This is a genomic window from Dongia mobilis, from assembly GCF_004363235.1.
GTDB classification, from domain to species: domain Bacteria; phylum Pseudomonadota; class Alphaproteobacteria; order Dongiales; family Dongiaceae; genus Dongia; species Dongia mobilis.
The window spans coordinates 897,289-914,064 of sequence record NZ_SNYW01000006.1 but is presented as its reverse complement, the minus strand read 5'-3'; the positions used below and the strand labels follow the sequence as shown (position 1 = coordinate 914,064).

At 64.4% G+C, this 16,776-nt stretch carries 16 protein-coding genes; 12 read left to right on the top strand and 4 right to left on the bottom strand.

Features of this window, described 5'->3' with window-relative positions; all coding sequences use genetic code 11:
- Positions 1 to 588 precede the first annotated feature (588 nt).
- Both A8950_RS05830 and A8950_RS19945 read left to right on the top strand, forming a co-directional pair.
- Positions 589 to 1,545, top strand: coding sequence for a fatty acid desaturase family protein (locus A8950_RS05830; protein WP_133612636.1), 957 nt, complete (start codon positions 589 to 591; stop codon positions 1,543 to 1,545).
- Positions 1,546 to 1,738: 193 nt separating this feature from the next.
- Positions 1,739 to 2,104: a cold-shock protein gene (locus A8950_RS19945; RefSeq protein ID WP_133612635.1), complete on the top strand. Its 366-nt coding sequence runs from the start codon at positions 1,739 to 1,741 to the stop codon at positions 2,102 to 2,104.
- A gap of 160 nt (positions 2,105 to 2,264) precedes the next feature.
- On the opposite strand, the gene A8950_RS05820 is transcribed toward A8950_RS19945, so the two are convergent.
- The gene (locus tag A8950_RS05820) at positions 2,265 to 2,762 is read right to left on the bottom strand and encodes a GreA/GreB family elongation factor (RefSeq protein ID WP_133612634.1); all 498 of its coding nucleotides are present in this window, start codon (positions 2,760 to 2,762) and stop codon (positions 2,265 to 2,267) included.
- A gap of 255 nt (positions 2,763 to 3,017) precedes the next feature.
- Between A8950_RS05820 and A8950_RS05815 the strand changes: the two genes are divergently transcribed.
- From A8950_RS05815 to A8950_RS05805, 3 genes are all read left to right on the top strand, one after another.
- Positions 3,018 to 4,193: an NAD(P)/FAD-dependent oxidoreductase gene (locus A8950_RS05815; RefSeq protein WP_133612633.1), complete on the top strand. Its 1,176-nt coding sequence runs from the start codon at positions 3,018 to 3,020 to the stop codon at positions 4,191 to 4,193.
- A 67-nt stretch (positions 4,194 to 4,260) separates the two neighbouring features.
- The gene (locus A8950_RS05810; protein WP_166645015.1) at positions 4,261 to 4,791 is read left to right on the top strand and encodes a glycine cleavage system protein R; all 531 of its coding nucleotides are present in this window, start codon (positions 4,261 to 4,263) and stop codon (positions 4,789 to 4,791) included.
- A gap of 10 nt (positions 4,792 to 4,801) precedes the next feature.
- A complete protein-coding gene (locus A8950_RS05805) occupies positions 4,802 to 5,752 on the top strand; it encodes a GlxA family transcriptional regulator (protein ID WP_133612631.1) in 951 nt (316 codons plus the stop codon).
- A gap of 9 nt (positions 5,753 to 5,761) precedes the next feature.
- Here A8950_RS05805 and A8950_RS05800 read toward each other — a convergent pair whose 3' ends face one another.
- A complete protein-coding gene (locus A8950_RS05800) occupies positions 5,762 to 6,103 on the bottom strand; it encodes a hypothetical protein (RefSeq protein ID WP_133612630.1) in 342 nt (113 codons plus the stop codon).
- A 163-nt stretch (positions 6,104 to 6,266) separates the two neighbouring features.
- Between A8950_RS05800 and A8950_RS05795 the strand changes: the two genes are divergently transcribed.
- Positions 6,267 to 7,607 (top strand): NAD(P)/FAD-dependent oxidoreductase, encoded by a 1,341-nt coding sequence (locus tag A8950_RS05795; RefSeq protein WP_133612629.1) that lies wholly within the window; start codon positions 6,267 to 6,269, stop codon positions 7,605 to 7,607.
- 116 nt (positions 7,608 to 7,723) lie between these two features.
- Here the strand turns inward: A8950_RS05795 and A8950_RS05790 are convergent, their stop codons facing one another.
- Complete coding sequence (locus A8950_RS05790; protein WP_133612628.1) at positions 7,724 to 8,461, bottom strand: FadR/GntR family transcriptional regulator; 738 nt, start codon at positions 8,459 to 8,461, stop codon at positions 7,724 to 7,726.
- A 346-nt stretch (positions 8,462 to 8,807) separates the two neighbouring features.
- Between A8950_RS05790 and A8950_RS05785 the strand changes: the two genes are divergently transcribed.
- Genes A8950_RS05785 through A8950_RS05765 form a run of 5 tightly spaced genes read left to right on the top strand, consistent with a single transcriptional unit; the run spans position 8,808 to position 13,973 of the window.
- Positions 8,808 to 10,274, top strand: coding sequence for a glutamine synthetase family protein (locus A8950_RS05785; protein ID WP_133612627.1), 1,467 nt, complete (start codon positions 8,808 to 8,810; stop codon positions 10,272 to 10,274).
- 56 nt (positions 10,275 to 10,330) lie between these two features.
- Positions 10,331 to 11,266, top strand: a complete 936-nt coding sequence (locus A8950_RS05780) for a class II glutamine amidotransferase domain-containing protein (RefSeq protein WP_133612626.1) — start codon at positions 10,331 to 10,333, stop codon at positions 11,264 to 11,266.
- 28 nt (positions 11,267 to 11,294) lie between these two features.
- Positions 11,295 to 12,131, top strand: coding sequence for a GltB/FmdC/FwdC-like GXGXG domain-containing protein (locus A8950_RS05775; RefSeq protein WP_133612625.1), 837 nt, complete (start codon positions 11,295 to 11,297; stop codon positions 12,129 to 12,131).
- Positions 12,132 to 12,185: 54 nt separating this feature from the next.
- Entirely contained in the window at positions 12,186 to 13,568 is a 1,383-nt protein-coding gene (locus A8950_RS05770) for an FMN-binding glutamate synthase family protein (protein WP_133612624.1), read from the top strand.
- Positions 13,569 to 13,580: 12 nt separating this feature from the next.
- Positions 13,581 to 13,973 carry a hypothetical protein gene (locus A8950_RS05765; RefSeq protein WP_133612623.1) on the top strand — a complete coding sequence of 131 codons (393 nt, stop codon included), beginning with the start codon at positions 13,581 to 13,583 and terminating at the stop codon, positions 13,971 to 13,973.
- 56 nt (positions 13,974 to 14,029) lie between these two features.
- Here A8950_RS05765 and A8950_RS05760 read toward each other — a convergent pair whose 3' ends face one another.
- Complete coding sequence (locus A8950_RS05760; RefSeq protein WP_133612622.1) at positions 14,030 to 14,632, bottom strand: hypothetical protein; 603 nt, start codon at positions 14,630 to 14,632, stop codon at positions 14,030 to 14,032.
- 432 nt (positions 14,633 to 15,064) lie between these two features.
- Between A8950_RS05760 and A8950_RS05755 the strand changes: the two genes are divergently transcribed.
- Positions 15,065 to 16,768 (top strand): APC family permease, encoded by a 1,704-nt coding sequence (locus A8950_RS05755; protein ID WP_133612621.1) that lies wholly within the window; start codon positions 15,065 to 15,067, stop codon positions 16,766 to 16,768.
- The last annotated feature ends 8 nt before the right edge of the window (positions 16,769 to 16,776 follow it).

The following is a 16,776-nucleotide window of genomic DNA, read 5'->3' as shown; positions in this document are numbered from 1 at the left end:
GGTCCAGCCGCGAGGGAGATCCCCTCGCGCCTGCACCCGGGGAGCCACAGCGCCTACAGGCCGGCAGCAGCCGGTCCCCCGGAGCCAGCGGGTCAGCGGCTCCCCTCCGGGCCGGCGGGTTGCCGGCGTCCCCTCGGCGCGTGGCATGCCCATGTTCGCCCCTGCCGGTCGATGGCGGCGCGTAATCGCCCCCTCCGGCCGGCAGGCCCGGCATGGCGGTGAACGCGCCCCTCGCGGCGTGAGTCCTGGCCTCGGCCAGGGCCGGATAACGCCAGGGCCCCAGGACCGGGCGGATGCCGGTTCCCCGATGGACGCTGCGGGTGTCGGCGCTCCCCCCGGTTCCAGGGACAAGGATCCCGGCAGCCGCCCGTCGTAACAGGGGAAGGCATTGATGCCCGGGTCATTCCATCTGCGGCGGCGGCGAGAGAAGCGAGACGGAAACGGAGACGACAGCCAGAATTCATCTCCAAATAAAAGATATAAAATCAATAATTTATTAGACGCATCTCCAGTTGTTTCGCAGATTAAATCGCTGTCAGAAAAAGGAAAGAAATTGCCCCTTCCACGGGCATCGGCGACAAAGGAGTCATGGCAGAATCGACCGCCAATGACGCCGCCTTCTATCGCCGCCTCAACATCGCGCTGTTGGCCGGTTATGGCGGCGCGGCCATGGCCGCCTATTTCCTGCTGCCCCTGCTGATTCACCGCCAGGGCGTGACCTGGGCCTGGCTGCTGCTGCCGCTGGTCCTGGCCAGCAACGGCTATTGGGCCACGCTGCATGAAGCAATCCACGGCCAGCTTCTGACCGGCGCCGGTGCCAACCGTCGGGCCGGGCGAGTGCTTGCCATCCTCTGGGGTTCCTCCTTCCGCCTGCTGCGCTTCGGGCATCTGATGCATCACCGCTTCAACCGTCATGCGCTCGACCGGCCGGATTGCTACGACCCGGCGCGGGACCGCCCGGCGGCAGCCCGCCTGCGCTTCTATGGCGAGATCCTGGGCGGGCTCTATCTGCTGGAACTGCTGACGCCGCTCCTCTATCTGCTGCCGCGCACTCTAGTGGAAGGCCTGGTGGCGCGGGTCTATGCCGGCGACGAGGGTGCCATGCCGCGCCTGCGCCAGCTGGCCCTGCAGACCCTTGCCGGCGCCGAGGGAGTAGCCGAGATCCGGCGCGACGCCCTCCTCGCCTGGGGCCTCATCCTGCTCGCCCTTTGGGCATGGGGTGCCTATTGGCCGGCCTTCGCCCTGTTCCTGATCGGCCGCGGCCTGTTGGTCTCGCTGACCGACAACGTCTATCACTACGCGACGCCGCTGGATCGCGTGGAATTTGCCTATAACCTCCGCCTGCCGCGACCGCTTCAGGCGTTATTCCTTAACATGAACATGCACCGGGTCCATCATCGGCACATGCAGGCGCCTTGGTGGCAGCTGCCTCATTTTTTTGCAGCAGATCGTGATGGCTACGACGGAAGCTTCATGCGCGGTCTCGCCCGCCAGGCGCGCGGACCGGTGCCGGCCGCGTCGGCGCGCCGCGACACACCGGCTTGAGAAACCGCTCAAGCAAAGGGCGGAAAGCGTATAACCTTCTTGCTTTTCAACCGCCCGCACCCCATTCTGATCGCGGCTTTGCAATGCGACATGTCGTCATCCCCCGCGTGCATCAGGCGATGCGATCGGGTTTGTCATGGCGGCGCGTTTCGGGCGGGCCGGCCATATCGTCCTGACTTTCAAGAGCGCACTCATGTCTGACCACGACCAATCCTCCGGCGGCAGCGAGCTCAGGGGGAAGATCAAATGGTTCAATCCGGAAAAGGGCTTCGGCTTCGTTACCCCGGCCGATGGCTCCTCCGACGTCTTCCTGCACATCTCGGCGCTGAAGGATGCCGGTCTGCAGGATGCGCCCGAAGGCTCGACCATCACCTGTGAGGTTGGCCAGGGTCGCAAGGGAATTCAGGTTCTCCGCGTCATCAATCTCGATACCTCGACCGCGGCACCCGCCCGTCCGCGTCGCCCGATGGGCGGCGGTGGCGGTGGACCGCGGCGCGATTTCGGTGGTGGCGGCGGTGGCGGCTACAACCGCGGCCCGCGTCAGTATCACGACGATTGACCGACCTGTGACGATTGACCGGTCGCCGCAAGGCGGCTGATCCAGGGTTACGGAATGCCGCGCGCGACACGGCTTAGGCCGCTGTCGCGCGCTTTTTCTCTTTTCACTCGATAGGTTTCCGGCGTGCCGCAGGTGCGCGAGCCGGCCTGCCGACCGCGCCCTATTCGGTCGGATAGCGGATCCCGACGACTTCCAGTTCCAGATCGCCGATCGGCCGCTTCCAGATCACATTGTCGCCGACCCTGGCATCCTTCAGCGCCAGGCCGAGGGGCGAAACCCAGGAAACAAGCCCGGCATTGGGATCGGCCTCGTCCTCGCCGACGATCTGGAAATGGCCGCGCTGGTCGTTCGCATCCACCGTGTCGACGATGGCGCCGAAATCGACCCGGTCGCGCGGCTGTGCCGCCAGGTCCACAACCACGGCCTTGGCGATGCGGTCCTGGACATAGCGCAGGTCGCGGTCGACCACCAGCAGTTGCTCCTTGTCGAGCAGATCCTCTTCCGCCGTGATCGCCCGCTTCTGCTCCTCGAGCTCCGTTTCATGGGCGCGCAGCTTCTGCAGCCCGCGCGGCGTCACCATCACGGGATAGGGGCTTTGCGGCCGCTCCGGCAATTCGGTTGCCTGATCGTCGCTTTCCTTGACGAACGCTCTGCTCATGTCATGTCACCTCTCCATTAAACCTAGGTCGGTCCCGGCAAAGGTCAAGGACAATCACACAGTTAAATTGTGGAAAACTCGGCATCTCCGCGCCTTTCCCGCGACAAGGAGGCCCGGCTTTCCCTGCCGGAACAGTCCGTTGCCTCAGCCGCCGGGGGACGATCCGGGATGTGCGAATATATGGACCGTGCCGCGGCACCCGCCTATAAGTGGCCGCGCCGGCGACGGCGATTTCAGGTGGGATGGTTCAGCAGCATGAAGCGTTTTGATGTCGTCATCATCGGCGGCGGCGTGATCGGATCCTCGGCGGCCTATTTTCTGGGGGCGCAGCCCGATTTCACCGGCTCGATCGCGGTGATCGAGAAGGACCCGACCTATGCCGAAGCGGCGACGCCGCGCTCGGCCGGCGGCATCCGCCTGCAATTCTCCACCGCCGAGAACGTACTGATCTCGCAATTCGGCGCCGCCTTCATCAAGGCAGCCGACCAGCATCTGGGCGTCGGCGGCGAGGGCGCCGGCGTCGAGTTCCGGGAGCAGGGCTATCTTTTCCTGGCGACCGGCGCTGGCCTCAAGATCCTGCTGGCCAACCAGCGCCTGCAACATGAGCTTGGCGCCGCCACTGAACTGATGAACCCGCGCGAATTGTCGTCGCGCTTTCCCTGGCTCAACGTGGCCGACATCGCCGGCGGCAGTTTCGGCCCGGTCAACGAGGGCTGGACCGACCCCTACAGCCTGCTGCAGGCGTTCAAGCGCAAGGCGCGGGCGCAGGGCGCCACCTATTTCAAGGACACGGCGGTCGGCCTCGAACACGCCGGCGGCCGGGTGACTGCGGTGCAGCTTGCCGGCGGCGAAAGCATCGCCTGCGGCCATGTCATCAACGCGGCCGGCATCCAGGGGCGCCGGATTGCCGCCATGGCCGGTATCGACCTGCCGGTCCATCCCCGGAAGCGTTTCGTCTATGTGTTCGATTGCCGCGACGAAATCGAGAATGTGCCGCTGACCATCGACCCAAGCGGCGTCTGGTTCCGCCCGGAAGGCCCGCAATTCATCGCCGGCGTCTCGCCGGACGAAAGCGACGATCCCGATGCCGAGGATTTCGAACTCGACTATCGCCTGTTCGAGGAACTGATCTGGCCGACCCTGGCCGAGCGCGTCCCCGCCTTCGAGGCGATCAAGCTGGTGCGTGCCTGGGCCGGTCATTACGACTACAATGCGTTCGACCAGAACGTCATCATCGGTTTCGCGCCGGGCTTCGACAACCTGCTGCTGGCCAACGGTTTTTCCGGCCACGGTTTGCAGCAATCGCCGGCCATCGGCCGGGCCTTGAGCGAACTGGTGACATTCGGCCAGTATCGCTCGCTGGATCTGCGCCGCTTCGGCTTCGAGCGCCTTGCCAGCGGTGCCGCGCTGCAGGAGATCAACGTCGTCTGAGCGGATGGCCCGGGGGAACGGCCGCGGTGGCATTGCAAGGACGGATGGAAAACGGGGAGAAAGCCGGATGAACAACACCGCCGTTATCTCGATTCTGTGCGCGGACCACCCGGGACTGATCGCCGAGGTCAGCGGCCGGCTGTTCGACCTTGGCGTCAATCTCGGCGACGCCACCTTTGCCGTGCTGGGCGGCGGCGCCGAATTCACCCTGGTGGCGAAGCTGCCCTCGGGCCTCGGCTTTGCCGAGATCGAGCAGGAATTGAAATCGCTGAAGCTGCTCAAGGACGCCAAGCTGTCGGTGGCGCCCTTCGCCTATCGCGAGACCCACGACGAACAGGCGATGATCACCCACCGCGTCGAGATCACCGGCGATGACAGCCCGGGCCTGATCGCGCGCCTCTCCGAGGCCCTGCCCAAATTCGGCGCCAACATCGTGCGCCTCAATTCGGAATCGATCCCCTCGGAATCGGGGGCGCGCTTCCTGCTGCGCATGGCGCTTTCGGTGCCCGCCGGCAAGGAGGCAAGCTGCATGGCGACCGTCGCCAACACCGCCTCGCAACTTAACCTCAAATGCCAGTGGCAGCAGGTCATTCGCTGAAGAGCGCTCGATGAGCGAAGCGCCGGCGCGGCAGGTCGGCATCGTCCTGGTGCCGGGCTTCGCCCTGGCCTCCTTCGCCATGGTGATCGAACCGCTGCGCGTCGCCAACCGGCTGGCCGGCAGCCGGCTCTATGACTGGTCGCTGCTCTCGGCCGAGGGTGGCGACATCGCCTCGAGCGCCGGCATCGATCTGGCGACGCGGCCGATCGCCGAATTCGCCCAGATCACCTTCGACCTGTCGCTGGTCTGCGCCGGCTTTCACCCCGAGCGCTTCCGCCAGGCGGTGATGCTCAACTGGCTCCGGCGCCATCATCGCCTCGGCCGCATGGTGGGGGCGGTGTCGACCGGCACCTTCATCCTGGCGCGGGCCGGGCTGCTCGACGGGCATCGCTGCACGGTGCATTGGGACTATCGCGGCGCGCTGGCCGAGCTCTATCCGGCGCTCGAGATCAGCGACGACCTCTATGTGATCGATCGCGGCATCGTCACCTCGGGTGGCTCGATCGCCGCCCTCGATCTGATGCTGCGCCTCATCGCCGACCAGCACAGCCTCGCCTTCTCGAAGATGGTGAGCGAGCAGTTCGTCCATGCGCGGGCGCGCGGTGCCGCCGAGCACCAGCGCAGCGACCTCGTCCACCGCCTCGGCACGGCGCGACCACAACTGATCGCCGCGGTGAAGCGGATGGAGGAGACGCTGGACCGGGCGCTGTCGCCGGCCGAACTCGCCCGCGATCTCGGCATCTCGCAGCGCCAGCTGGAGCGCCAGTTCCGCCGCCAGCTGGGCCGCACGCCGGTCGCCTATCACCGCGAGCTGCGCCTCGACCAGGCGCGCCGACTACTGTCGCAGACCGCCCTTCCGGTGACCGAGATCGCGCTCTCCTGCGGCTTCGGCTCGCCCTCGCATTTCGCCAGGCTCTATCGCGACCGCTTCGGGCGCCTGCCCAATGCCGACCGCGGCTGAGCGTGCCGCCTAGAGCCAGAGTTCCTCGGCCATGACGGTGGCGACGATCACCGCGATAGGCAGCAGGCAGGCGACCAGCGGCTTGTGGAATTCGCGCTGCTTGGCCAGTGCGATAAAGAGCAGGACCAGGTTGACGCCGAAGAAGACCAGCGAAACCAGCGCCCAGACGATGATGCCCAGCATGATGCCGCCACCGGCATCGGGCCCCTGGGGGCCGTTCGCCTCCAGGATATTGGCCAATGGGATCAGCAGGATGACGAAGGCGATATAGGCGAGGTTGCGGCGCCCGACCGATTGCACCCAATTGGGCGGCGCGCCCGCGCCGTTCTCTCCGCCCGCTTTCTCCGTCATCTCCCTGCCCCCTCAAGCCTGGTTCCAGTCCCCTTTATAGCCCGCCGCCCGGATTCACCGGACGTCGAAAAAGTGGTATCGAATGACGAATTTGACATATCGACCGGGTCAGGCCGGGCGCAGAGTTTGGCCATCCGCAACCGACTTTCCGGAGTCACCCGCCATGGCCCTGCCAACCCACGTCAAATATGTCGTCATCGGAGCCGGTATTCACGGCCTCTCTTCCGCCTGGCATCTGGCGGAGAATCTGCGCAAGAGCGGCAAGGGCTCGGGCGCCGACGTCCTCATCATCGACAAGACCTCGATCGCGGCGGGTGCCTCCGGCATCGCCTGCGGCGTCGTGCGCAACAACTACTTCCAGCCGGCCATGCGCCGCCTGATGGCGCATTCAGTCAGCGTCTGGGAGACCGACCCGGAAGCCTTCTCCTACCACCCGGTCGGCTACATGCAGATCAGCCCGGAAGTGATGCACCAGGATGTCGCCTCGATCTACCAGCAGCAGAAGGAGATCGGCTACACCTCGGTCTTCATCGAGGGCGAGAAGGATTGCATGACCTATATGAAGGGCATCTTCGACGACTGGCAGGCCAAGGGCATCACCTCGGTACTGCACGAGAAGAAGGGCGGCTATGCCAACAACACGGCGGCGATGTATGGCCTTGCCAAGAAGGCCGAGGCCGAGGGAGTGCGCATCGTCACCGGAGTCGAGGTGAAGGGGTTGAAGCGCGACGGCAAGGGTGCGGTGACCGCGGTCGAGACCAATCAGGGCGAGATCAAATGCGACTATGTGATCGCCGGCATGGGACCCTGGGTGCGATCGGTCTGGAAGATGCTGGATCTGCCCGACACCATTTCGATCAAGGGCCGCGACGGCAAGATGCACGATAACGTGCCGATGTGGGTCTACTGGTCGCTGCAGGAAGGCACCCTCGGCGTCGATCCCGACCTGCAGAAGACCAATGACGGCAAGATGCCGCCGGTGATCCATGTCGACACCGACGCACCGCTCTATTCCGACGAGGACGGCTCGCTCATCACCGACAAGCTGTGGGGCATCTATTACAAGCCCGACTTCCATTTTGGCGGCGTCCAGGGCGGTGCCATGCCGTTCAAGGTGCAGACCCCGACCGACCAGGTCCGCGTCGACCCCTATGGTCCGGAAAGCCCGGAATTCATCGTTGGCGACGATTTCGCCCATATGTGGGTGTCGGCGCTGGCCTTCTGCCAGAAGCGCTTCATGGGCACGATGCCGAAATACAAGAAGGAACCCTCGGGCGGCATCGGCTGCTTCACCGCCGACAGCTTCCCGGTCTTCGACAAGTTCGCCGAGAACGTCTACATCATCGCCGACTCGAATCACGGGTACAAGATGATCGGCGTCGGCAAGCTGGTAGCGGACGACATCTGCGGCATGGGCGACGAGTTGCTGCGCCCGTTCCGCTTCTCGCGCTTCGCGGAAGGGAAGCTGCACCCGACCTCGAACTCGCCCTTCCCCTGGAGCTGAGCCGCTCCGCTGGGTGCAACGCAAGGCCGGCGCCGCAATGCGCCGGCCTTTCAGTTTCAGGCCTTTCCGTTTCAGGCCTTTCCGTTTCAGGCCTTTCCGTTTCAGGCCTTTCCGTTTCAGGCCCCTTCGATCCCCATCAATTGCCGCCGCGCGAAATGCAGATGGCTGGTGACCATGGCGGCGGCACCTTCCACATCGCGGCTGGCGATGGCGCCGAGGAGGGCGCGGTGCTGGCGGTTGTATTCGGCGATGCGCGCCGCGGTCAGCACCTTGTCGCGCATCGACTTCCACTGGTCGTGGGAGCGGATCTCGTTGACGTGCTGGTAGAGCCACAGCACGAGGCGGTTATGCGCGGCCTCCGCCAGCAGCAAATGGAACTGGGTGTCCCATTCGGTCCAGGCCTCGGAATTGTCGCTGGCGGCCTCGGCCCGTTCCAGCGCCTCGGTCATCTTCTCGATGTCGCGGTTGCTGGCATTCAGCACGGCAAGCCGCGTCATGTGCGGCTCGATGCCGAGCCGCGCCTCGATCAGTTCCAGCGGCGAGGTCGAGTCGGCGATATTGTCGAGTTCGCTCACCACCCGGTGGCTGACAAAGGTGCCGCTGCCGACCCGCCGGGTCAGCAACCGTTCCTGTTCCAATTGATCGAGGGCGAGGCGGATCGTCGTCCGGCTGGCGTCGAACGCATCCGCGAGATGGCGCTCGGCCGGCAGCTTCTCGCCGAACTTATAGGTCCCGTCCATGATGGCCTGGCGCAGCTGGCCGGCGATCCAGACGGAACCGCGATTGGCATCGACCGGCAGACCGCCCTGACCGGCGCCGTCGCGCCCACCCTCGGCTTTCTTGCGCCGCGGCACCGGCTGCGCCGGGCGGGATGCCGTCGGCTCGCGCCGAGGTGTACCAATTCGGCCCAATTCTGTTCCTTTACAAAAAAGTGGTTGGCAGCCCTCCCGGCGCCGTGCCAGAGTGATTATGCGAGCGGGGCGGCAGAGCGGTCAACCACGCAGGCCCAATTGGATCGGGCCGACGGAATGACCGCTCGGAAGTTTCTGTGCCCGCTCCGCAAGGATCACCGAACCGGCGCCAAGACCGGTCCAACCGAACGAAGTTGAAGTGTTGTTGCAGCAACGGATTGCGCGCCGGGAATTCGTCCCGGTGGCAGTCAACGGCGGCTGCCCACGCCGCCGCTTTGGGGAGGGTGATATGACTGACCTTGAGGCTTACGTCGCACAAAAAGGGCGCAAAGAACTCGTCAAACAAGTCCGCGCCCAGATCAATCAACTCGGTATCAAGTACATCTACTACCAGTTCGTCTCCGTCACCGGCCGCATCGTCGGCAAGGGTGTGCCGGCGGACCATTGGGAAAGCGTCGCCGAAAAGGGCTTCCAGCTGGTCTACGGCTCGACCGCCAATCTCTTCGTCGACCGGCGCAAGAACTATATCGGCTATGGCCCGGAAGCCTCGGAGCTGGTCGGCATTCCCGATCCCGAGACCTTCGTGCAGCTGCCCTGGGACAAGCGCGTGGCGCGCGTCTTCTGCACCTGCTTCCGCAACCGCGAGGAACGCGAGAATCCGGGCGGTCACCTGACCTCGGATTGCCGCGGCAATCTGCGCCTCATCCACCAGGAATTCCAGAAGAAGCACAAGGGCCTGCATCTCCGTCACGGCTGCGAGCCCGAGATGATGTGGCTGAAGAAGGGCGAGGACGGCCTGCCCCATGGCGGCTTCTCCAAGCCCAACTGCTATCACATCGACCAGTTCGAGAGCCTGCGCCCGGTCTTCATGAAGGTGATCGAATACGCCCAGGCGATGGGTCTCGACATGATCCAGGGCGACCATGAGGACGCGCCGGGCCAGCTCGAGCTCAACTTCATGTTCGACGACTGCCTGCGGACCGCGGACCGGCTCACCACCTATCGCCAGATCTGCGCCCAGGTGGCGCGCGAGTTCAACCTGATCGCCTGCTTCATGCCGAAGCCCTTCATGGGCGTCTCGGCATCCGGCTGCCATCACAACCTCTCGCTCTGGACCGGCGGCGAGGATGTGGTCAACACGCTGCATAACGACAAGCTGCCGGGCAGCAAGGACGTGTTCTCCTACCGCAAGGGCGGGGTCAACACCTTCATGCCGGGCAAGGGCGGCGGCAAGCCGGGCCCGATCGGGCTCTATTCGATCGGCGGCGTGATCAAGCACCTGAACGCGCTGACCGCGATCGGTTCGTCGACGGTCAATTCCTATCGCCGCCTGTGGGATACCGGCTTCTGGGCACCGGTCTTCGCCGATTGGGGCTATCAGAACCGCACCTGCGCGCTGCGCATCTCGGCCCCGGGGCGCTTCGAGTACCGCTCGGTCGATTCCGCGGTCAATCCCTATCTGATGGCGGCGGCGCTGCTCAAGGCGTTCGACGACGGCATCACCAACAAGCTGGATCCGGGCGAGCCGGAAGAGCGCAACATGTACGAGGCGATTGCCGCCGGCAAAAAGGTGAAGAAGCTGCCGATGAGCCTCGGCGAGGCGCTCGACCATCTCGAGAAGGACAGCGTCATCAACTCGGCCCTGCCGGGGGACATGATGCGCGTCTACATGCACTACAAGCGCGACGAGCATGAGAAGTTCATGGCCACCGTCACGCATTGGGACCTGGAGCAGTACTGGGACATCCTGCCCTGACGGGCAGGACTTCCCCAGGCACTTCTCCGCCGTTCAACCTCCAAGGAGAGTTACCCATGTGTGGAATCGCAGGATTGATCCACCGCGGCAAGACCGGGGATATCGGCACCGAGATGACCGCGATGCTGCAGAGCCTGAAGCATCGCGGGCCGGACTCGACCGGTTTCGCCCTCTATGGCAGCCCCAAGGGAAATACCCTGGTGATGCGCTTCAAGGTCGCCGAACAGGACGACATGAAGCACGGCTTCAAGATCCATGACCAGGTCAAGGAGCGCAAGGCCGAGGTCGACAAGCGCCTGAAGGAGTTGGGCGCCACCATCGTCTCGGCCGAGGACGCGACCGAATACGCCTATCGCTATACCCTCGATTACGGCGGCGACAAGCGCAAGCTCGCCAACTATATCGAGGATATCGATGGTGCCGAGATCCTGTCGCTGGGCTATGGCCTGGAACTGATCAAGGATCTGGGCGACGCCACCGTGGTCGCCGACCAGTACCACCTGAAGGGCTTCAAGGGCAGCCACGCGCTCGGCCATACGCGCATGGCGACGGAATCCGACGTCGACATCCGCTCGGCCCATCCCTATTGGGCCTATCCCTTCGCCGACGTCTCGGTGGTGCATAACGGCCAGCTGACCAATTACTGGACCGGCCGCCGCGACCTCGAGCGTCGCGGCCATCGCTTCATGTCCAACTGCGACAGCGAACTCATCGCCGTCTATCTCGCCGACAAGATGAGCCAGGGCGCCGACCTGAAGGACGCAATGAAGGACTCGATCGAGGAACTCGACGGCGTCTTCACCTATCTGGTGGCGACCGCCGACAGCCTCGGCATGGCCAAGGATGTCATGGCGGCAAAACCGATGGTGCTCTACGAGAGCGACGACTTCATCGGCCTCGCCTCGGAAGAGGTCGCCATCCGCAGCGTCTTCCCGCACGAGATCGACACCTTCGACCCCTATGAGGGCGAAGTGCGCGTCTGGAAGCGGTAATCGGGTCAATTCAAGGAGGAGCCGCAAGATGGCACTTCGCACCAAATCCCACGAGATGGGGATGCATACCGAGAAACTCGGCGGGCGTACCCAGCAGCGTTTCTTCTCGGCCTCGGAAGAGGAGAACTTCACCTATCCCGGCGCCTTCGATGTCGACTTCAACAAGCGCGCCGAGTTCGACGCCGACAAGCTCTCGACCAACGAGATCAACCTCAAGATCCGCGACCTGATGCGACAGGGCTACGGCACCATCGTGATGAAGAATCCGGGTGCCAAGCATGCGGTCGCGGTCGGCATCCTCAACAAGCTGAACCTGCAGATCGAAGGCAGCCTCGGCTATTTCGGCTGCGGCCTGATCGATGGCCCCAACATCCACATCAAGGGCCGCGTCGGCTGGTCCTGCGCCGAGAACATGCTGGCCGGCACCGTGGTGATCGAGAAGAATGCCGGCTCGACCTTCGGCGCCGCCATCCGCGGCGGCGACCTGGTCTGCAAGGGCGATGTGGGTGCGCGCATGGGCATCGACCAGAAGGGTGGCACCATCATCGTCGGCGGCCGCTGTGGCGCTTTCTGCGGCTTTATGATGCAGCGCGGCCGCATGGTGATTCTGGGCGATGCCGGCAAGAACCTGGGCGATTCCATGTATGACGGCACGATCTATGTCGGCGGCAAGATCGAGGGCCTCGGCGTCGATGCGGTGCCGGGCGAGATGACCGACCTCGATTGCCAGTGGCTGGAGCGCAAGCTGAAGCAATACGGCCTCAGCGCGCCCAAGGGCGTCAAGAACATGACCAAGATCGTCGCCGGCAAGCAGCTCTGGAACTACGACAATCTCGAACCATCGGAGAAGAAGCTGATCCTGTAGCCGCAGGCCCAGCCATTCGCCACAGCTTCATTCGAGACACAAGGAACCGCCAAGATGGCAAAAGAGAAGAAGGCCCCGGCCAGCGAACCGAAGACCAAGAAGCCGCTGTCGCGCGACACCTCGCGCCTCGGCAACAGCTTCATGTTCCCGCCGACCGTCATCGACGACATCCACATCAAGTCCGAGCTCGGCCGATATCGCATGCGCGGCTTCTCGCTGTTCAAGAAGATCCCGAGTTGGGACGACCTCACCTTCCTGCCCGGCACCCTCACCCGCTTCGTGATCGAGGGCTATCGCGAGAAGTGCGAAACCAAGACGATCATCGGCCCGAAGGCCAAGCGTCCGCTGGTGCTGGACGTGCCGGTCTACATTACGGGCATGAGCTTCGGCGCGCTGTCCTACGAGGCCAAGATCGCGCTGGCGCGCGGTGCCACCATGGCCGGCACCGCGACCTGTTCCGGCGAAGGCGGCATGATCCCGGACGAGCGCCGCTTCAGCTCGAAATGGTTCTACCAGTGCATCCAGTCGCGCTATGGCTTCAACCCGCACCATCTGCAATTGGCCGACGCGGTCGAGTTCTTCATCGGCCAGGGCTGCAAGGTGGGCCTGGGCGGGCATCTGATGGGCCAGAAGGTGACCGACCAGGTGGCCGAGATGCGCTCGCTGCCCGCCGGCATCGACCAGCGCTCGCCGGCGCGCCATCCCGACTGGCTGGGGCCGGACGACCTCGCCCTCAAGATCCAGGAAATCCGCGAGGCGACCAATTGGGAGATCCCGATCCAGCTGAAGCTCGGTGCGGCGCGCGTCTATGACGACGTGCGCATGGCGGCGAAGACCGGCCCGGATTCGATCTATATCGACGGCATGGAAGGCGGCACCGGTGCCGGTCCGCATATCGCGACCGAGGAAACTGGTGTCCCCGGCATCGCCGCGATCCGCCAGGCCAGGAAGGCGCTCGACGATGTGGGCAAGTCGGGCGAGATCAGCCTGGTCTATGCCGGCGGCATCCGCAATGGCGGCGACGTCGCCAAGGCGCTGGCGCTGGGTGCCGACGCGGTCGCCATCGGCCATTCGGCGCTGATGGCTTTGAACTGCAACAAGGACATCCCGGAGGCCGATTTCGAGAAGGAGATCGGCTGCGAGGCGGGCTATTGCTATCACTGCCATACCGGCCGCTGCCCGGTCGGTGTGGCGACGCAGGACCCGGTGCTCCGCAAGCGCCTCGATCCCGACGAGGCGGCCGAGCGCGTCTACAACTTCCTGCACTGCCTCACCATCGAGGCGCAGATGATGGCGCGCGCCTGCGGCAAGACCAATGTCCACTCGCTGGAGCCGGAGGACCTCGCCGCTCTTACCATGGAGGCCTCGGCCCTGGCCCAGGTGCCGCTGGCCGGTTCGCAGCACACCGTCGGTCGCCCCGACATGACCCGCTATTGATGGAGGCTGGAAATGGCTGAGAAAAAGGAAGATGTCGACAAGTACCTGAAGGGCGACGGACTCGATTCATCGCGCGAGAAGGAAATCGGCCAGCACATCGGCTATCGCTACGATGTCAATCTGGTGCCCGACTACTCCCGCCTGACGCCGTTCCTGAAGAAGTATCTGGAGACGATGGGCTGGGACGACCTCAACTGGCTGGAAGACGTCCATATGGGCTATGAGGAAGGCCGCGCCGCCGTGTTCGACCGGAACATCAACGGCTGGGTGACGGTGCCGGCCGACCTCAAGCTGCCCGACAACCAGCAGGATCGCGACATGATCGCGCGCGAGTTGCTGATCAAGTTCCAGATGTCGAGGAAGCATCCGATGGTCGACCTCAACAAGGCCTATCGGAAGTTCTGACGCAACGACCGGCTCAAGGTCCTGCCCCGCTGCTTGTGCGAGCAGCGGGGCTTTTTTTATTCCTCGTCCGCGAAACCGCTTTCGGCGGTCGAGCGGCCCCAATCGGGGGCGAAGGTGACGACGCGGATCCCGGCCGGAATGTTCGGGTTGAACATGCGGTTGTGCCAGTAGGTGGCCTGGAACAGGGCGTCATGCTCGGCGAGTTCGCGCACATGGCAGAGCAGCCGGAAGCGCTGGTTGAGCTCGGCGAAGTCGAGATGGACCTTGTCCAGCCCCAGCATGCGGTCGACCAGGGCCGAGCCGGGCCCGAACAGCGCCGTCAGCGTGTCGTCGAAATCGCGATAGCGCTGGAAATAGCCGGCTGCCATATGCTCGGTCGCCTTTTCCCAGCGTTCCACCGGATCCTGCGTCTTCAGCACCTGGTGGCGGAAGAAGGCGGTGCTGTCCTCGGGATCGAGCTTGTGCAGGAGCACCACGGTCGAGCCGGCGATCTGCTGGTCGTCGGTGGTGAAGATCAGCGGCCGCATGCCGGGACTGGGCCGGCCGCCGCCCTCGCGCATCGCCATCTGCCGCAGGCGGCATTGCCAGTGCAGGAATTCCTCGCGCAGCTGCGCCGCCGCCTCGCCGATACGAATGATCTTGTCGGAATCAGATGCCATGAGCGCCCTCCGCCATATTGCGCCACGATATCGCTCCGCAACACAACTGGCAACCAATCGCGGGCCATATCTGGCAAGATTGTACTGGATTGGCGGAACCTGGCGGCGCATCATCGCTTTGGATGACGACAGGTTCGACGCGTGACCGGCGAGGGAGAGTCGCTTGGATTTACGGCGTTTACCCAGTGAAGTCGTGACAGCGCGGAGATCGGCATGCCGCTGCACTCCCCTTTTGCCCATTAGCACCTGCGCCGAAAGTCACGCCGGTTCGAGACCAAAATCAGACCACTTCCTGCCGCGCCGCCGCGACCACGCACGGCGCGGTTTGGGTGCCCCCTTTCCGGACCGGCAGCGCGGCCGGTCCGGCGCAGCAATGGCCGGGAACCGGCCGCACCGCGCAGCACATGAGTCTTACATGTCAGGGGAAACATCATGACGACTGAAACGGTATCGGGGACCGCGGGCGGGCGCTCAAGCGGGCAATTGATCCGCTCCATCGACTGGCGCGGGGCATTCTGGGTGGCGAGCGGCGTGCCGGCCCTCGTCCTCTTTTCCATCGGCGGCATCGCCGGCACGGTTGGCAACGTGGCCTTTGCCATCTGGGGCGTCTCCATGGTGATGGGCTTCATCCAGTCCTTCACCTATGCCGAGATCGCCGGCCTGTTCCCGAACAAATCCGGCGGCGCCTCGGTCTATGGCGCCGCGGCCTGGCTGAAATACGGTAAGTTCATCGCGCCGCTCTCGGTCTGGTGCAACTGGATCGCCTGGACGCCGGTCCTCTCGCTGGGCAGCGCCATCGCGGCCGGGTATCTGCTGAATGCAATGGAACCGGTCCCGGGCGCCGAGGCCGTCCAGGCGGCGATTGCCGCCGCCGCCGCCAACGGCCAGGTACTGGACGAGGCCGCGGCGGTAGCCCAGTTGATGCCGCTGCATCAATGGTCACTGTTCACCATCGACCTCGGCATCGTCTCCATGTCCTTCAACTGGATCTTCTTCATCGGCACGATCCTGATGCTGCTGGCCTTCGCCATCCAGCATCGCGGCATCCTGGGTACGGCCAAGGTGCAGATGGTGGTGGGCCTCATCATCGTCATCACACTGTTCGTGATCGGCGTGGTGCCGTTCTTCAACGGCAATTTCAACGCCGACAACTTCTCGCCCTTCGTGCCGCTGGCGGTGGCCTATGAGCCGGCACCCGGCAGTTGGAACATCGCCGGTTGGACCCTGGTGCTGGGCGCCATGTTCATCGCCGCCTGGTCGACCTACGGCTTCGAGACGGCGATCTGCTACACCAGCGAGTTCAAGAACCCGGAGACCGACACCTTCAAGGCGATCTTCTATTCCGGCCTGCTCTGCTTGGTGCTGTTCATCCTGGTGCCGATCACCGTCCAGGGCTATCTCGGCCTCGAGGGCATGCTGGCGCCCGCGATCGCCGACGGTTCGGGGGTCGCCGACGCCATGGCGCACATGGTGGGCGGCGGTGCCTTCACACCGCTGTTCGTCTTCCTCATTATCGGCTCGCTGATCCTGATCATCATCACCGCCATGGCCGGCTCGTCGCGCACCCTTTACCAGGGTTCGGTCGATGGCTGGCTGCCGCGCTATCTGAGCCATGTGAACCACAACGGCGCGCCGACCGCGGCGATGTGGACGGATCTGGGCTTCAACCTGATCCTGCTGGCGATCGCGGCATCCGACGCCACCGCCTATTTCTTCATCCTGGCGGTGTCGAATTGCGGCTATATCATCTTCAACTTCCTCAACCTCAATTCCGGCTGGATTCACCGCATGGATGCGGGCCACGTCAAGCGGCCCTTCAAGGCACCGACCGTGATCCTGGCCGCGGGGACCGTGCTGGCCTTCGTCAACGCCGCCTTCATGGGCGCCGGCGCCAAGGTCTGGAACCCGGATGCGCTGTGGTACGGGCTGGGGGCGGCGGCGCTGATCATCCCGGTCTTCGCCTTCCGCCACTACATCCAGGACAAGGGCCAGTTTCCGCCGCAGATGCTGGCCGATCTCGGGGTCAAGAACTCCCGCGACCTCGGCGAGAAGAAGGCGGGGATGCTGCCCTATCTGACCCTCGCCGCCGGCATCGCCGTCGTGCTGATTGCCAACGTGGTCTTTACGCTGGAGTGAAAAAGCGG

What these genes read in the sequence shown, in the direction of transcription:
- A8950_RS05830 (WP_133612636.1), top strand. Translation starts at nt 589, where the DNA reads ATGGCAGAATCGACCGCCAATGACGCCGCCTTCTATCGCCGCCTCAAC.
- A8950_RS19945 (WP_133612635.1), top strand. Translation starts at nt 1,739, where the DNA reads ATGTCTGACCACGACCAATCCTCCGGCGGCAGCGAGCTCAGGGGGAAG.
- A8950_RS05820 (WP_133612634.1), bottom strand. Translation starts at nt 2,762, where the DNA reads ATGAGCAGAGCGTTCGTCAAGGAAAGCGACGATCAGGCAACCGAATTG.
- A8950_RS05815 (WP_133612633.1), top strand. Translation starts at nt 3,018, where the DNA reads ATGAAGCGTTTTGATGTCGTCATCATCGGCGGCGGCGTGATCGGATCC.
- A8950_RS05810 (WP_166645015.1), top strand. Translation starts at nt 4,261, where the DNA reads ATGAACAACACCGCCGTTATCTCGATTCTGTGCGCGGACCACCCGGGA.
- A8950_RS05805 (WP_133612631.1), top strand. Translation starts at nt 4,802, where the DNA reads ATGAGCGAAGCGCCGGCGCGGCAGGTCGGCATCGTCCTGGTGCCGGGC.
- A8950_RS05800 (WP_133612630.1), bottom strand. Translation starts at nt 6,103, where the DNA reads ATGACGGAGAAAGCGGGCGGAGAGAACGGCGCGGGCGCGCCGCCCAAT.
- A8950_RS05795 (WP_133612629.1), top strand. Translation starts at nt 6,267, where the DNA reads ATGGCCCTGCCAACCCACGTCAAATATGTCGTCATCGGAGCCGGTATT.
- A8950_RS05785 (WP_133612627.1), top strand. Translation starts at nt 8,808, where the DNA reads ATGACTGACCTTGAGGCTTACGTCGCACAAAAAGGGCGCAAAGAACTC.
- A8950_RS05780 (WP_133612626.1), top strand. Translation starts at nt 10,331, where the DNA reads ATGTGTGGAATCGCAGGATTGATCCACCGCGGCAAGACCGGGGATATC.
- A8950_RS05775 (WP_133612625.1), top strand. Translation starts at nt 11,295, where the DNA reads ATGGCACTTCGCACCAAATCCCACGAGATGGGGATGCATACCGAGAAA.
- A8950_RS05770 (WP_133612624.1), top strand. Translation starts at nt 12,186, where the DNA reads ATGGCAAAAGAGAAGAAGGCCCCGGCCAGCGAACCGAAGACCAAGAAG.
- A8950_RS05765 (WP_133612623.1), top strand. Translation starts at nt 13,581, where the DNA reads ATGGCTGAGAAAAAGGAAGATGTCGACAAGTACCTGAAGGGCGACGGA.
- A8950_RS05760 (WP_133612622.1), bottom strand. Translation starts at nt 14,632, where the DNA reads ATGGCATCTGATTCCGACAAGATCATTCGTATCGGCGAGGCGGCGGCG.
- A8950_RS05755 (WP_133612621.1), top strand. Translation starts at nt 15,065, where the DNA reads ATGACGACTGAAACGGTATCGGGGACCGCGGGCGGGCGCTCAAGCGGG.